Origin of the sequence: Chimaeribacter arupi, from assembly GCF_002858805.1 — a bacterium.
Lineage (GTDB): Bacteria > Pseudomonadota > Gammaproteobacteria > Enterobacterales > Enterobacteriaceae > Chimaeribacter > Chimaeribacter arupi.
The window spans coordinates 52,797-67,331 of record NZ_PJZI01000011.1 but is presented as its reverse complement, the minus strand read 5'-3'; the positions used below and the strand labels follow the sequence as shown (position 1 = coordinate 67,331).

General features: G+C 59.1%; 16 protein-coding genes. 4 read left to right on the top strand and 12 right to left on the bottom strand.

What is annotated here, in order from left to right:
* Positions 1 to 118: 118 nt before the first annotated feature.
* The 5 genes from CYR52_RS08735 to CYR52_RS08715 form a co-directional block, all read right to left on the bottom strand.
* Positions 119 to 607: a hypothetical protein gene (locus CYR52_RS08735; protein WP_101828435.1), complete on the bottom strand. Its 489-nt coding sequence runs from the start codon at positions 605 to 607 to the stop codon at positions 119 to 121.
* Positions 608 to 1,037: 430 nt separating this feature from the next.
* Positions 1,038 to 1,484, bottom strand: a complete 447-nt coding sequence (locus CYR52_RS08730) for a YcgN family cysteine cluster protein (protein ID WP_072930017.1) — start codon at positions 1,482 to 1,484, stop codon at positions 1,038 to 1,040.
* 92 nt (positions 1,485 to 1,576) lie between these two features.
* Entirely contained in the window at positions 1,577 to 2,233 is a 657-nt protein-coding gene (locus CYR52_RS08725) for a fumarylacetoacetate hydrolase family protein (RefSeq protein ID WP_072930019.1), read from the bottom strand.
* Between the two features lie 67 nt (positions 2,234 to 2,300).
* Positions 2,301 to 3,392 carry a lytic murein transglycosylase gene (locus CYR52_RS08720; protein WP_101828434.1) on the bottom strand — a complete coding sequence of 364 codons (1,092 nt, stop codon included), beginning with the start codon at positions 3,390 to 3,392 and terminating at the stop codon, positions 2,301 to 2,303.
* Between the two features lie 140 nt (positions 3,393 to 3,532).
* On the bottom strand, positions 3,533 to 3,805 hold the full coding sequence (locus CYR52_RS08715; RefSeq protein ID WP_072930023.1) for a YcgL domain-containing protein: 273 nt from the start codon (positions 3,803 to 3,805) through the stop codon (positions 3,533 to 3,535).
* 135 nt (positions 3,806 to 3,940) lie between these two features.
* Between CYR52_RS08715 and minC the strand changes: the two genes are divergently transcribed.
* Genes minC through minE form a run of 3 tightly spaced genes read left to right on the top strand, consistent with a single transcriptional unit; the run spans position 3,941 to position 5,736 of the window.
* Positions 3,941 to 4,627 (top strand): septum site-determining protein MinC, encoded by a 687-nt coding sequence (gene minC, locus CYR52_RS08710; protein ID WP_072930025.1) that lies wholly within the window; start codon positions 3,941 to 3,943, stop codon positions 4,625 to 4,627.
* Between the two features lie 23 nt (positions 4,628 to 4,650).
* Complete coding sequence (gene minD, locus CYR52_RS08705) at positions 4,651 to 5,463, top strand: septum site-determining protein MinD (RefSeq protein ID WP_072930027.1); 813 nt, start codon at positions 4,651 to 4,653, stop codon at positions 5,461 to 5,463.
* 3 nt (positions 5,464 to 5,466) lie between these two features.
* Positions 5,467 to 5,736 carry a cell division topological specificity factor MinE gene (minE, locus tag CYR52_RS08700; protein ID WP_072930029.1) on the top strand — a complete coding sequence of 90 codons (270 nt, stop codon included), beginning with the start codon at positions 5,467 to 5,469 and terminating at the stop codon, positions 5,734 to 5,736.
* 271 nt (positions 5,737 to 6,007) lie between these two features.
* On the opposite strand, the gene rnd is transcribed toward minE, so the two are convergent.
* The 5 genes from rnd to CYR52_RS08675 form a co-directional block, all read right to left on the bottom strand.
* Positions 6,008 to 7,129 carry a ribonuclease D gene (gene rnd / locus CYR52_RS08695; protein ID WP_101828433.1) on the bottom strand — a complete coding sequence of 374 codons (1,122 nt, stop codon included), beginning with the start codon at positions 7,127 to 7,129 and terminating at the stop codon, positions 6,008 to 6,010.
* 81 nt (positions 7,130 to 7,210) lie between these two features.
* Positions 7,211 to 8,899, bottom strand: coding sequence for a long-chain-fatty-acid--CoA ligase FadD (gene fadD, locus CYR52_RS08690; protein ID WP_101828432.1), 1,689 nt, complete (start codon positions 8,897 to 8,899; stop codon positions 7,211 to 7,213).
* A gap of 188 nt (positions 8,900 to 9,087) precedes the next feature.
* Positions 9,088 to 9,693 (bottom strand): Slp family lipoprotein, encoded by a 606-nt coding sequence (locus CYR52_RS08685; RefSeq protein ID WP_101828431.1) that lies wholly within the window; start codon positions 9,691 to 9,693, stop codon positions 9,088 to 9,090.
* A 62-nt stretch (positions 9,694 to 9,755) separates the two neighbouring features.
* Complete coding sequence (gene tsaB / locus CYR52_RS08680) at positions 9,756 to 10,454, bottom strand: tRNA (adenosine(37)-N6)-threonylcarbamoyltransferase complex dimerization subunit type 1 TsaB (protein WP_072931049.1); 699 nt, start codon at positions 10,452 to 10,454, stop codon at positions 9,756 to 9,758.
* Between the two features lie 63 nt (positions 10,455 to 10,517).
* Positions 10,518 to 12,431: a DNA repair helicase YoaA gene (locus CYR52_RS08675; RefSeq protein ID WP_072931050.1), complete on the bottom strand. Its 1,914-nt coding sequence runs from the start codon at positions 12,429 to 12,431 to the stop codon at positions 10,518 to 10,520.
* A 150-nt stretch (positions 12,432 to 12,581) separates the two neighbouring features.
* Here CYR52_RS08675 and CYR52_RS08670 point away from each other — a divergent pair, with 150 nt between their 5' ends.
* Positions 12,582 to 12,926 (top strand): RidA family protein, encoded by a 345-nt coding sequence (locus tag CYR52_RS08670; protein ID WP_072931051.1) that lies wholly within the window; start codon positions 12,582 to 12,584, stop codon positions 12,924 to 12,926.
* A gap of 68 nt (positions 12,927 to 12,994) precedes the next feature.
* Here the strand turns inward: CYR52_RS08670 and CYR52_RS08665 are convergent, their stop codons facing one another.
* Together CYR52_RS08665 and pgl are read right to left on the bottom strand one after the other, a co-directional pair.
* Positions 12,995 to 13,636: a bifunctional 4-hydroxy-2-oxoglutarate aldolase/2-dehydro-3-deoxy-phosphogluconate aldolase gene (locus CYR52_RS08665; RefSeq protein ID WP_072931052.1), complete on the bottom strand. Its 642-nt coding sequence runs from the start codon at positions 13,634 to 13,636 to the stop codon at positions 12,995 to 12,997.
* A gap of 200 nt (positions 13,637 to 13,836) precedes the next feature.
* Complete coding sequence (gene pgl / locus CYR52_RS08660) at positions 13,837 to 14,532, bottom strand: 6-phosphogluconolactonase (RefSeq protein WP_072931053.1); 696 nt, start codon at positions 14,530 to 14,532, stop codon at positions 13,837 to 13,839.
* Positions 14,533 to 14,535 lie beyond the last annotated feature (3 nt).

Sequence of the window (14,535 nt, the reverse complement as noted above, 5' to 3'; positions counted from 1 at the left end):
ATGACAAAGACCGGCATTCCGTCCGTTGCCGTTTTATAGTGCCCGGCGGTATCAGATGACGCCGCCACAGCCAATGGCAATGGCAATGGCCTGCCGGCCTTTATCAGCACCCGGCTTTTCAGGCCAGCGTTTCGATGGTCTGGAAGAATACCTCTTCCGTCAGGGGTATACTGTCGGCTGAAGCCTGGGACGCATCACGGATAAGCCAGCCGCTCTCAGGCGCCATGCGTAAACAGAATTTCTGCTTACCGGCTGCGCCTGCGGCGGTGTCAATGGTCAGTGTCACACAGCCTTTGTCCCCCGCCCGCCAGAGCTGTTCCGGCATAATGGTGACGCTCCGCAGCCCATGCTGCAGTGTGATCGTGGTGATTTCATAACAGACAGAGCCGCTGTTAAGGCTGAATCCAATGGTGCTCAGGTCATGCAGATATTTCTGCGAGACAATCACCTCAATCGCGGAGCCTTCAAACCATTGGCGCACTTGCCGGGCCAGCGCGTCCATCCGCCGGCAAAACGCCTGAATATCTGCTTCTACAGAGCGCTCATCCGACACGGTAATCGTGCTGTTTTGTTGCACCTTTTTAAAAAAACGCGCTTTGGTTGACATATTTCCCTCCTTGTTCTGACTCTGTTTATCCGATACCCGTTATGCAACCTGCTCACTAAAAAACTGCCGGTTAATTTACCACTCTCACTCGCCGGTAAAAATAATTCAGACTTAAAAAAGTTTTTGGCAGCGGTCAGGTGCAGAGAGATAAGAAAGTTCTGTACCAAATGGGATGATAAAAAAGAAAATCGGGCTGATGTCAGCCATAAAATAAGACAACATCATGCAAATGTTGCCTGTATGTCATCGCGCGCTGTAGGGAATCATTTATAAAACGTATTTATATAAATTCATTATTTTTTTGGCGAATATTTCCCAGAAAGCAAAACGGCCTCAGGTAAAGAGGCCGTTTATCGTGGGGCATATTGACAGCGTATCCGCACCGCTGCCGCCGGAGAAGAAGAGGCGCACCCCTGACAAGGTGCGTCGCTTACTGCGCCCAATCCGGTTTATTTAAAATATGGTCCTGCCAGTCCACCACATCGCTTTCGCGCACGGCAATATTCCGCACCGAGATACGTTCGCCATGCATGGCTGATTTGGAGCCGGTCAACAGCGGGTGCCACGGCAACAGCTTTTTGCCTTCACCAATCAGGCGATAGGCGCAGGTGGGCGGTAACCAGTCAAAGGTGGTGAGGTTTTCCCGCGTCAGTTTGATGCAGTCCTCTTCCAGCGAAAAACGCCGGTCATAGTTACGGCACTGGCAGGATTTAATATTGAGCTGGTTACAGGCCACATTGGTGAAATAGATTTCGTCCGTGTCTTCATCAATCAGCTTGTGCAGGCAGCATTGCCCGCAGCCGTCACACAACGATTCCCATTCGTCGTCCGACATTTCAGACAAGGATTTTTGCTGCCAAAAGGGAAGTTGGGACATATGCGATACCTGATAAGTAAAAAGACGCAGCCTGTATAGACCTTTTACCCGGCAGATGCAAGTTTTCCGCCCGGTCACCGGGCGGAGGCGGGTTACAGGACGCGGGTGGTCAGTGTCTGGCCGTTCAGGGAAATCTCCAGCGTGTCGCCGCCGGCCATCGGCCCGACCCCTTCCGGCGTGCCGGTCAGGATGATATCGCCGGGGCGCAGGGTGAAGAATTTGCTCATATAGCTGATAAGCGGCAGGATCGGGGTGATCATATCGGCGGTGCTGCCGTGCTGGCGTACCTCGCCATTGACGGTCAGTTTCAGTTGCGCCTGCTGCGGATCGCCAAATTCCGCCACCGGAATGAAACCGGAGACCGGGCAGGAGTTATCAAACCCTTTGGCTTTCTCCCAGGGCTGGCCCGCTTTCTTGAATTCAGCCTGCAGATCGCGCAGGGTCAGATCCAGCGCAACGCCATAACCGGCGACAGCATTGGCGACCCGCTCCTCACTCGCCTGCTTCAGCGGCGAACCAATCAGCACCGCCAGCTCAACCTCATGATGCACCGAGCCGAACTCTTTCGGGATTGACAACGGCTGGCGCAGGTCACACAACGCGGTTTCCGGCTTGATAAACACCACCGGCTCAGCCGACACCTGATTACCCATCTCCTTGATATGTTTCGCATAGTTACTGCCAACACAGACTACTTTGCTGACCGGGTAGTCCAGCAGGCAACCCTGCCAGTCACGATGTTGATACATGCCCTTCTCCTGCGTAAACGCGTTCATGATGAGGCCCGCCCGGCCCACCGGGCAGACAGTTCCGGATTTACCCGGCCACGCCGTCGGCCATCATGCCGATGCTGATGGCAAAGTAGTACGAGCGGTTCCAGTGCATAATGGTGCGGAAATTATCGTAAACCATAAATGCCCGGCCCTGCAGGTCATCCGGGGTGATAATCCAAGCGCGGGTGGTGTTGCCCGGTAACGCTTTACTGTCCGCCGGGGTGATGCCCAGTTGCTGCCACTGTGCCACGCTTTTGGCCTGGTTCGTTTTTGTTCCGGCCAGATCGGCGCTGAAACCCGCTGGCAGGCGCACCTCCTGGCCCCAGCTTTGCCCCGGTTTCCACCCTTCGGTCGCCAGGTAATTGGCGGCGGAGGCAAACACATCACTTGGGTCATTCCAGATGTCGATGCGGCCGTCGCCGTCGCCGTCAGCGCCGTAATTCAAAAACGAGGTCGGCATAAACTGTGACTGCCCCATCGCCCCGGCCCAGGATCCTTTCATCTGATCGGCGGCAATGTGGCCCTGCTGGATAATGTTCAGCGCGGCCATCAGCTCTTTGGTAAAGAAGGCTTCGCGCCGCCCCTCAAAAGCCAGGGTGGCAAGGGCGGAGATCACATCCTCTTTCCCCTGGATTTTGCCGAAGCTGCTCTCCATGCCCCACAGCGCCACAATATAGTTCGCCTGCACGCCGTAGCGTTGCGCGGCGGCATCAAGTTGCGCCTGGTGGTCATGGTACTGGGTTTTGCCCTGCTCAATTTTCCAGGCCGGCAGCACGCGGGCCAGGTAATCATCCAGGGTGACTTTTTTCTCCAGCTGATTGCGATCGGATTTTATCACCCGGTCAACAAAATGGATGTTGGCAAAGGCGCTCTCAAGGGTGGCTTCACTGATGCCCTGCGCCCGTGCCTGCTGTTTCAGCTGTTCGACATAGGCCGGGAATTCTGCCGGGTCACGCCCCTGGGCGGCCAGCGTGGTCTGCGTGGCCGCTTTCGGGGCCAGCATCCTGTCTGAGGGGGCAGCCGGCTGGGCGGCCGGTGTTGCCGCCGGAGCAGCGGCCGGGGCAGCATGGTTCTTACCGGCGCAACCGGCCAGGGTCAGTGCGCCGATAAGCGCGGCCACAGCTCTCTGTTTCATACGTGTCGTCCTTTTTATGCCAATCTGATCCTTCAGGATAGACCAGTGCCGGCCCTGCGGAAATGTGCCGCGTGCGATCGCTCAATGCGTCACCGTTCACATTTTCCGCAGAAATTACACTGCAAGCTGCTTATTGCCCATTATTCCGGCTTATTATCCAGGGGCTGTTTCAATAATGATTCAACCGGCGGCGGCAACTGCAAATAATAGCCCTGCTCTGCCAATGCCTCGCGGACTTTTTCAATATCCGCGTTGGCTAATTTTTGACGATTCGCCAGATTGATGGTCATCGCAAACTGAGGTTGGCCAAAACTTTTCATCAACTCCTCCGGCACACGGGAGAAATCGTCTCTTTTTTCGATGTAAAGATAAGTTTGGTCGCGTTTTGAACTTCTATAAATCATGCAAAGCATTTTTTTAACTCTTTTTAATGGGGGCGGTGTCTTGCCTAGATATACCGGTGACTATAACATGCTTAGCGTACATCGGAATATCGCCCCCCGGGTGCTGTTCCGGGGATTTACGTTGCTGAAACTGAGTCAGGATAGATGTCACAATCGCCCATTGAGCTAAAAGGCAGCAGTTTTACCCTGTCGGTGGTTCACTTACACCATTCGCAGCCTGAGGTTATTCGTCAGGCACTACAGGATAAAGTCGATCAGGCCCCGGCTTTCCTCAAGGATGCCCCTGTTGTCATCAACGTGGCCTCCCTGAGCGGTGAGGTTAACTGGAGAGAGATTCAACAGGCTGTTGCTTCTGCAGGTCTGCGTGTTGTCGGCATCAGCGGCTGTAAAGATGAGCAGTTAAAACGCGCCATCACGCGCGCCGGGTTGCCGCTACTGAGTGAAGGCAAGGGCCAGAAAGCCGCGCCGCCACCGGCCCCCGCCGTGCCGGAGAATGTGCCGGCAAAAACGCGCATCATTAATACCCCTGTCCGCTCCGGGCAACAGATTTACGCACGTAACAGTGATTTAATCGTCACCAGCAGCGTCAGTGCCGGGGCTGAACTTATCGCCGACGGCAACATCCATGTTTATGGAATGATGCGCGGCCGCGCACTGGCGGGCGCGTCAGGCGACGCGCAATGCCAGATTTTCTGCACGCATCTGAGTGCTGAGCTCGTGTCTATTGCCGGGCAGTACTGGCTGAGTGACCAGATCCCGCCGGAATATGCCGGCCAGGCAGCGCGCCTCAGCCTGATAGAGAACGTGTTAACCATACAACCTTTAAACTAAGCCCTTTTACAAGGAATCTTTTCATGGCACGCATTATTGTTGTTACATCGGGTAAAGGGGGCGTTGGCAAGACTACATCAAGCGCGGCCATTGCTACCGGCTTAGCCCAGAAAGGGAAAAAGACCGTTGTCATCGACTTTGACATCGGGCTGCGTAATCTTGATTTGATCATGGGGTGTGAGCGCCGCGTGGTCTATGATTTTGTCAATGTTATCCAGGGCGATGCGACGCTGAACCAGGCGCTGATCAAAGACAAGCGCACCGAACAGCTCTACATCCTGCCTGCTTCACAGACCCGCGACAAAGATGCCCTGACCCGCGAAGGCGTGGAAAAAATCCTTAACGACCTGGTGGCAATGGACTTTGAGTTCATCATCTGTGACTCACCGGCCGGTATCGAAACCGGTGCGCTGATGGCGCTTTACTTCGCGGATGAGGCGATCATCACCACTAACCCGGAAGTCTCTTCCGTGCGTGACTCCGACCGCATCCTGGGCATTCTCTCCTCCAAATCCCGCCGTGCCGAACAGGGCCAGGGGCCGATCAAGGAGCACCTGCTGCTGACGCGCTATAACCCAGGGCGGGTGAACCGCGGTGACATGCTGAGCATGGAAGACGTGCTGGAGATCCTGCGTATTCCGCTGGTGGGCGTTATCCCGGAAGACCAGTCCGTGCTGCGTGCGTCCAACCAGGGCGAACCGGTGATCCTTGACCAGGAATCGGACGCCGGTAAGGCATATGATGACACCGTGGCGCGCCTGCTGGGCGAGGAGCGTCCTTTCCGTTTCGTTGAAGAAGAGAAGAAGGGCTTCCTGAAACGCCTTTTTGGGGGATAAATCATGGCATTGTTAGACTTTTTTCTGTCCCGCAAAAAATCGACAGCCAATATAGCCAAGGAACGGCTGCAAATCATCGTTGCTGAACGCCGCCGCGGGGACTCTGAGCCCCCGTATTTACCGGATCTCAAGCGCGATATTCTGGCGGTGATTTGTAAATATATCCAAATCGACCCTGAGATGCTGCACGTTCAGTTTGAGCAAAAAGGCGACGATATTTCGGTATTGGAATTAAACGTCACTCTGCCGGATACAGAAGAACCACCGAAATGAGTGAAGCGGGTTAATCTCCCCCTGTGTTGATGCAGGGGGCGGTCACCCGTCTGGCTTATCCTGTTATATTACTGTACGGACATCCAGCAAATAACAGCATCCGGTGATAACGACCCTTAATAATAGGGCGGCGACCCATTAAGACTTATCTCAAATACGCTGGCATCCTGCTGCGTTATTCTTACCTTCGCCGCCTATTCAGAATAAATTTATTCCGTGAGCCCTTTTTCAGCGGCCAAAAAGTCTCCTTCCCTTTCAGCCTGCTTAATTATTAAAAATCTTTTAATACCGCTGATAATTTTTCAGCCAATAATTCGCCCCGCCAGCCGGACATTAATTCAGGTTGATTGTCACCTTGTTTTAAGCCCCAATGCCAATTCAGCAACTGGTTAATTTGCCGCCGCGACGCAAGCAATTCCACACTCAGGCCACTGGTTTCACTCGCTTCCTGAATCACCGCTTTCAGCTCCTTAAAGGCCCGCTTATAGCCCGGCTGATCGATAAGGTTCGTGACCGGCGGCGGTAATGCCTCATCCGGCACAGCATTGCCCTCTTCCACCAGGGAAAGCAGCGTCCGCCCGTGGTAACGGATCTCCGGGCCGCTCAGCCCCAGGGTATCCAGCTCGGCCAGCGAGGTGGGCTGGTAACGCGCTACCTGCCAGAGGTTCTCCTCACGCACCACAAAGTTGACGGCTAAATCGCGCTGGCGGGCCTGTTGCAGGCGCCAGGCTGCCAGTTTTTGCAGGCACGCCAGCTGGCGGGTACGCAGCTGCCAGGCATTGCTGATTTCACGGTACGCCAGTTCCGGCGCCAGCACCTCACTGCGGCGGCGGCAGAGTGCGCGGCACTCGTCCAGCGCTGCTTCCAGCCAGCCCGCGTCTTTTGCCTCCTGCTCCAGACGCAGCGCCATCGGCAGTAAATAGAACACATCGGCCGCCGCGTAATCACACTGGCGGCTGCTCAGCGGCCGTGCCAGCCAGTCGGTGCGGGACTCGCTCTTGTCCAGCTCCACGCCCATGTACTCCGCCACCAGCTTGGCAAAGCCGCAGGAGAGCGGGCGCCCGGTGAAGGCCGCCAGGATTTGGGTGTCGATCATCGGCGTCGGCAGGGCGTTAAAGGCGTTCAGGAACACCTCCAGATCCTCACTGCCGGCGTGCAGGAATTTAATCACCTGCTCATCTTGCAGCAGGTCACGGAAGGGCTGCCACCCGGTAATGGTCAGTGGATCAATCAGGGAGAGCCGCTCACCGTCAAACAGCTGGATCAGGCCCAGTTGCGGATAGTAGGTGCGGGTACGGATAAACTCCGTATCCAGGGCGATGCGCGCATGTTGGCGGGCATGAAGGCAGACTTCTTCCAGCTCAGAATTGGTGGTGATCAACTGATAATTCAAAACGTCACTCTCTTACGGCTAAAGGATGATACGTGACAACGCCGGCACAGGCCGGCGTTGTGGGATGGATGACAAACCCGATCAGGCGGCGGCATTCTGCCTGGCTTTCACATGTTCGTCGCGCAGTTCACGGCGCAGGATCTTACCGACATTCGATTTCGGCAGCTCATCACGGAATTCAATAATTCTCGGCACTTTATAGCCGGTCAGGTGGCGGCGGCAGTGGGCCAGCAGCTCCTCTTGCGTCAGGGACGGCTCTTTGCGCACCACACAGACTTTCACCGCTTCACCGGAGGCCTCGCTGGGCACGCCGATGGCAGCGGCTTCCAGCACTTTCGGGTGCTGCATCAGCACATCCTCAATCTCATTCGGGTACACATTGAACCCGGAGACCAGGATCATATCTTTTTTGCGATCCACAATCCGCAAAAAGCCCTGCTCATCCACTGTAACGATATCACCGGTCGAGAGCCAGCCCTCTTTCAGCACTTCTGCTGTGGCATCAGGCCGTTGCCAGTAACCGCGCATCACCTGCGGGCCACGGATCAGCAGCTCGCCCGGCTCGCCCATCGGCACATCCCGCCCCTGGTCATCCACCAGCCGGATGTCCGTAGAGGGCACCGGCAGGCCGATGCTGCCGCTGTAGTGTTTGAGGTCGTAAGGGTTGCCGGTCACCAGCGGGGCACACTCGGTGAGGCCATAGCCTTCAAGCAGGTGCTTGCCGGTGAGTTTCTCCCACTTCTCCGCCACCGCGCGCTGCACCGCCATGCCGCCGCCGACCGAGAGCCGCAACGTGGAAAAGTCGAGCGTCTGGAACTCCGGGTTATTCAGCAGCGCATTGTAGAGCGTATTGACGCCGGTCAGCGCCGTGAACGGGTATTTCGCCAGCTCTTTGACCAGCCCGTTAATGTCACGCGGGTTGGTGATCAGCAGATTGCTGCCGCCGCGCTCGATAAACAGCAGGCAATTCACCGTCAGGGCGAAAATGTGGTACAGCGGCAGCGCCGTCACCACCAGTTCATGCCCGGCGCGCAACAGCGGCGCGTAGGCGGCTTTTGACTGCTCCAGGTTGGCCTGCATATTGCGGTGGGTCAGCATCGCGCCTTTCGCCACGCCGGTGGTGCCGCCGGTATATTGCAGAAACGCCAGATCGTCGTTGGTGATGTCCGGTTTGACATACTCGAGCCGGCGGCCGCGCTGGAGCGCCGTGCGGAACGAGATGGCAGCCGGCAGGTGGTATTTCGGCACCAGCCGTTTGATGTATTTCACCACGAAGTTGACCAGCGTGCCTTTGGCCGCCGAGAGCTGGTCGCCCAGCCGGGTCAGGATCACATGCCGCACCTGGGTGTTGTAGACCACTTTTTCCAGCGTATGGGCGAAGTTGGAGACAATCACAATGGCGCTGGCACCGCTGTCATTGAGCTGGTGTTCCAGTTCGCGCGGGGTGTAGAGCGGGTTAACGTTGACCACGACCATCCCGGCCCGCAGTACGCCGAACAGGGCGATCGGGTATTGCAGCAGGTTGGGCATCATCAGGGCGACGCGGTCGCCTTTTTTCAGCTTCAGGTCATGTTGCAGATAGGCAGCAAAATCGCGGCTGCGCTCCTCCAGTTTGCGGAAGGTCATCACCTCCCCCATATTGATAAACGCCGGTTGGTCAGCGTAGCGAAGCACTGCGTTTTCAAACATCTCAATCAATGAGCCGTGGCGATCCGGGTCAATCTCGGCCGGAACGTCAGAGGGATACCGTGTTAGCCAAACCTTTTCCAAGGTATTACTCCTGAATCATTATGTGTCGTCGTGTCTGCCGATCTGAATCGTCGGTTTAACAATATTTTAACTCAGCTTACCAGTTAGTTTTTAAACAATTTCCATGTTGCGAACCGGGTCACTAATTTGCTGAGGCCCCCCGCCGGGGCAAAAAAGAAGGCGGCTTGCGCCGCCTGAAAGTCTGTTCTCTATTCAGTGACTACCGTCTGCACCTGGGCAGGTGCCGGGGAGTACCAGCCTCCGCCGCCGTAGAAGCCCGGCCCCCAGCCGGGGCCGCCCCACCCCGGCCCGCCCCAGCCCCACGGGCCGGTCGGGCCGGGCGGCATCACGACCTGCTGTTGCAGCCGCCAGCGTTTGTAACTGTTGGCGTTCATCACCACAAAGGTGTAATCAGTCTGGCCGATTTTCCCCTGCTCAGCCCCGGTGATCGGCCCAACGACCGTCACCAGTTGCCCGCGCAGGTCAACCGGGTCAACAAAGCCGTTGATGTACGCCACCAGCCGCCCGGTAGAGCGCTCACCCAGCACCGGCCGGGCAGCCGAGTCGAGCGGGACCGCCGCGATTTCAAGGCGCGTGCGGTTTTTTTCATTGGTCATATTGACCACCGACCCGCCAAAGCGCGCCTCCTGCCCGACATAGAGCTGGGGGGCGTTCTGCACGGCCGCCAGGTTCTGCTGCGGCGTGGCAGTGGTACCTTTAATCACATCCGGCACCGTGACGCACCCTGTCAGCGACAGGGCAGCCAGGCTGAGGATGGCGACAACGATCGGGCCTTTCATAGACGGCTTACGCATGACCTGCTCTCCGGGTTGAATCTGACTCTTTGACCACATCACCAGGTATAAGTTGCCGTATCTCAGCGGCCGGGAAGTTTCTTCCAGGTCACTTCATTGCGCAGATAGACCGGTTCAGCCTGGTCGACCGCCACGGTACGCTTTGCAGACCAGGCCTCCAGGGCCGGCGGCAGCATATCCTCAGCATGGGGCAACTGCATGTCGCCATCGTTCAGCGTCAATGCGGCACCTGCCACCAGATCAGGATAGCTCGTCCAGCCGGTTCCGGCTGTGGCCCACTGCCCGGAAAGCGATGCTGCACGGGCCAGCGCCTGCGCCGGTGTGAGCACGGCCTCACTCTCTTCGCCTTGCCAGCTGCCTTGTTCAGTGCGGCAGTATTCGCCCCAGTAGACTTCGCCCATCCGCGCGTCAATGGCGGTCAGCACGCGGGTTGCGCCGGTGCGGCGGAACGCGCCCTGCGCCATGGTTTGCAGGGTGGAGACACCAATCATCGGCAGATCGGCCCCCAGTGCCAGCCCCTGCGCAATGCCGATGCCGATGCGTACGCCGGTAAAGCTGCCCGGCCCGCGGCCGAAGGCCAGGGCGTCCAGCTGGGAGAGGGTCAGCCCGGCTTCCGCCAGGATCTGCTCCACCAGCGGCAGAATACGCTGCGTGTGCTCACGCGCGCAGAGTTCGAAATGGGCGAGGGTTTCGCCGTGGTTCCAGAGCGCAACGGAACAGGCTTCCGTGGCGGTATCAATGGCTAAAATTCGCGTGGACATGCCAACCTCAGGCAGGAAAGATGGGTTTTTATTAAGGGCGCGCATGATAGCACAGGGCAGCCGCTATTGCTGCCCTGCACCCTGCCGCAGAAAGGCGGCAGCCTCGGCCAGGTCACGGGTGCGCGGCGTCGGCGGCAGGCTGTTGAGGAACACCGCGCCATAGGGGCGCATCACCAGCCGGTTATCGCAGATCACCAGCACGCCGCGGTCATCGGTGTCACGGATCAGGCGGCCGACGCCCTGCTTCAGGGTGATCACCGCCTCCGGCAACTGCACATCCGCGAACGGGTCACCGCCGCGCAGGCGGCAATCCTCAATCCGCGCTTTCAGCAGCGGGTCGTCCGGGGCGGTGAACGGCAGTTTGTCGATGATCACCAGCGACAGCGCATCACCGCGCACATCCACCCCTTCCCAGAAGCTGCTGGTCGCCACCAGCAAGGCATTACCGGCGGCGATAAACTGCGCCAGCAACTGGCCTTTGCTGGTTTCACCCTGCACCAGTACCGGCAGCGTCATGCTGGCGCGGAACTCCTCTGCCAGCTGGCGCAGCATCTGGTGGGAGGTGCAGAGGAAGAAGCAGCGCCCGCCGTTGGCCTCAATCAGCGGTTTCAGCATCCGCGCCAGCTGGCGGCCGCCGCCCGGCTGGTTCGGCTCCGGCAGGAAACGCGGCACGCAGAGCAGCGCCTGGCGGGCGTAGTCAAACGGGCTGGCCAGCAGCAGCGACTCGGCATTCTCCAGCCCCAGCCTATCGGTAAAGTGTGCCAGTTTGTCATCCACCGACAGGGTCGCGGAGGTGAAAATCCAGCTGCCCGGTTTCTCTTTCATCACTTCGGTGAATTTATCACTCACCGACAGCGGCGTCAGCGCCAGAATGAAATGGCGTGAGGTACACTCGAACCAGTAGCTGAACCCCGGCTGAGACGTCTCTTTCAGCCGCTTCAGGCGGGCGCGGTAGAGGGTGGCGCGCTCGAAGGCCGCATCCAGCAGCGCCGAGCGACCCAGTGACAGCTTCACCACGTCGTAACAGAGCTCCAGCGCGTCATCAAGCCGCACCAGCGCCCGCTGCACCTGCGTATCCTGCAACGCTTCCCGCAGGTTGCCGCGGTAGCCCGGTTCCCCCAGCGCCAGCCGGAAATCCTGCGCGCTCTGCGCCAGCCGGTCAGCGCTTTTCTGCAACTGGGCTGAGTCCCGCACTTCGGTGCGGTAAGCGATGGTGATGTCTTTCGCCAGATCGATAAGCTGGCGGCTGGAGAGTTGCTGGCCGAAATACTGGCTGGCGATATCCGGGATCTGGTGCGCTTCGTCGAAAATCATCACATCCGCCGCCGGAATAAGCTCCCCGAACCCGCCCTCTTTCACCACCATGTCCGCCATAAACAGGTGATGGTTGACCACCACCACATCGGCATCCATCGCGCGGCGGCGCGCCTTGACCACGAAGCACTCTTTATAGAGCGGGCAATCGCTGCCGAGGCAGTTGTCATTGGTGCTGGTGACCAGCGGCCAGACCATACTGTCTTCCGACACGCCGCCGCAATTGCTGATGTCGCCGTCACTGGTTTCTGATGCCCAGCGCCGCAACTGCACCAGTTCAGCCAGCGCGGAGTTCGCCAGCTCGCCCCCGGCCAGCGTCTGCTGCTCGAGCCGCTCCAGGCAGAGGTAGTTGGAGCGCCCTTTGAGCAGCGCCAGTTTGCCGGTGTAGTTGAGGGCTTTTGCCACCGTCGGCAGGTCACGGCTGTAGAGCTGGTCCTGAAGGGCTTTCGACCCGGTGGAGATAATCACTTTGCGGTCAGCGCGCAGGGCCGGGGCGAGGTAAGCGTAGGTTTTGCCGGTGCCGGTACCGGCCTCGACCACCAGCGGCTGTTTGGCCGCAATGGCACCCGCCACGGCGGCGGCCATCTGTTGCTGGGGTTCACGGGGTTTAAAACCAGGGATATGTTGCGCCAGGGCGCCATCAGGGGCGAAATCGTCGGTCACACTGCCTCTCAGCCGGAAAAAATCAGCGCTGATTATGCCAATCCTTCCCGCCGGCTACCACACCCATCTTTCCCCGGCTGTGGTACGCTTAGCCTGCCGCCGGGGAAGCCTCCCGGCATCCCCTTGAAAAAACAGCCAAAGGAGCTGCCCATGACCATTGAGCGTTATCTGCCGGAGCACCGGATGTCTGAAGCCACGATCTTCAATGACACCATCTACTACACCAGCGTGCCGGAGAACCTGGAGGCGGACGCCGAAGCGCAGACCGCCAACGCGCTGGCCACCATTGATGCCGTGCTGACGACGCTCGGCTCAGACAAGAGCCGCATTCTGGACGCCACCATTTTCCTGGTCGAAAAAAGTGATTTTGCCGCAATGAACCGCGCCTGGGATGCCTGGGTGTCACCCGGCAACGCGCCGGTGCGCTGCACGGTGCAGGCCGGGCTGATGAATCCCGGCTACAAAGTGGAGATCAAGGTGATCGCGGCCCGCTGAGCCCCGGCCCTGACAGCGCCATAAAAAAAGCCATCCCGGAGGATGGCTTTTTGACAGCAGGCTGTGGATCAGCCGCGGGCACCGGCAACAGCCTCACGGGCCAGCTCAGTGATGCGGCCGTAGTCGCGTTGCGAAAGCGCATCCGCCGGCACCAGCCAGGAACCGCCGATGCACAGCACGCTTTTCAGCGCCAGGTAGTCACGGTAGTTGTTCGGCGTGATGCCGCCGGTCGGGCAGAAACGGACCTGCGGGAACGGCCCGGCAATCGCCTGCAGCGCTTTCACGCCGCCATTGGCTTCCGCCGGGAAAAACTTGAACTCGCGCAGGCCATAATCCATGCCCAGCATCAGCTCAGAGACGGTGCTGATCCCAGGGATTAACGGGATCGGGCCGTCGGTGGCCGCTTTGAGCAGGGACGCGGTCAGGCCTGGGCTGATGGCGAACTGCGCACCGGCGCTTATCACCTCATCCAGTTGCTGCGGGTTGATCACCGTACCGGCACCGATAATGGCGTCCGGCACCTCGCGGGCAATCGCCCGGATCGCTTCCAGGGCGCATTCGGTGCGCAACGTCACCTCCAGCACCTTCACCCCCCCGGCCACCAGCGCTTTAGCCAGCGGCACCGCGTGTTCCAGCTCATTGATCACAATGACCGGGACCACCGGGCCTGAGGTGAGGATCTGTTCCGCGCTGACTTTCCAGTTTTTCATCCGTTTACTCCATCTATGCCGTACCGGCATCGGTTGATATATGGCGCGCCCCTGCCACAGGGACTTATCAGCGAACTGACAAGTGTCCGACCGCACCTTGTGCCATACTCACTTTTTGTTACCTAATACTGGCTGTTACGCAATACGGGCTGCTGCGCAAACTGGCCGGTGCCGCGGCACCGGGTGCTGCATACTGCCGGTCAGGCCGTCCAGTAGACGTCGACCGGTGTTTGTTGCTGGTGCAGGATCGCCCGCACCGGCATCTCATTCACATCCTCACCCTGCTCGGCCTGCTCATACCGCTCGCGTTTGGCCTCACCCACCAGATGCAGGTAGATGTGGCGGCTGCTGAGCAGCACCGGCAGGCTCAGGGTCAGCCGCGCCAGCGGCGCCGTCACCGGGGAGATGGCGAAACAGCGGCGGCCCGAGTCCATCGCCAGCGCGGCGGGGAGATTGGCGGCACCGGGGAACAGCGAGGCGGTGTGCCCGTCTGCGCCCATGCCCAGCACCAGCACATCCGCCGGCCACGGCACCTGGGCCAGCGCGGCCTCGGTGGCGGCCGCGCCCTCGTCCGGCGTGGCCTGGCTGTTTTTCAGGCCGACAAAGGTGGCGGCGGCCGCCGGGCCGGTCAACAGCGCGCGGCGAACCAGGCGCTCGTTGCTCAGCTCGTCGTCCGGATCAACCCAGCGCTCATCCGCCAGGGTAATCACCACGTTGCCCCAGTCCAGCGGCTGCCGGGCAAGCTGTTCAAACAGCCCCAGCGGCGTCCGCCCACCGGAGACGACCAGGGTGGCATGGCCCCTCGCTTCAATTCCCTGACGCAGGCTGTCGGCCACCTTACGTGCAAAACTCTGGTTCAGCGTCACTGCGCTGGGAAACTCGGCGAAATGTGCCATGCC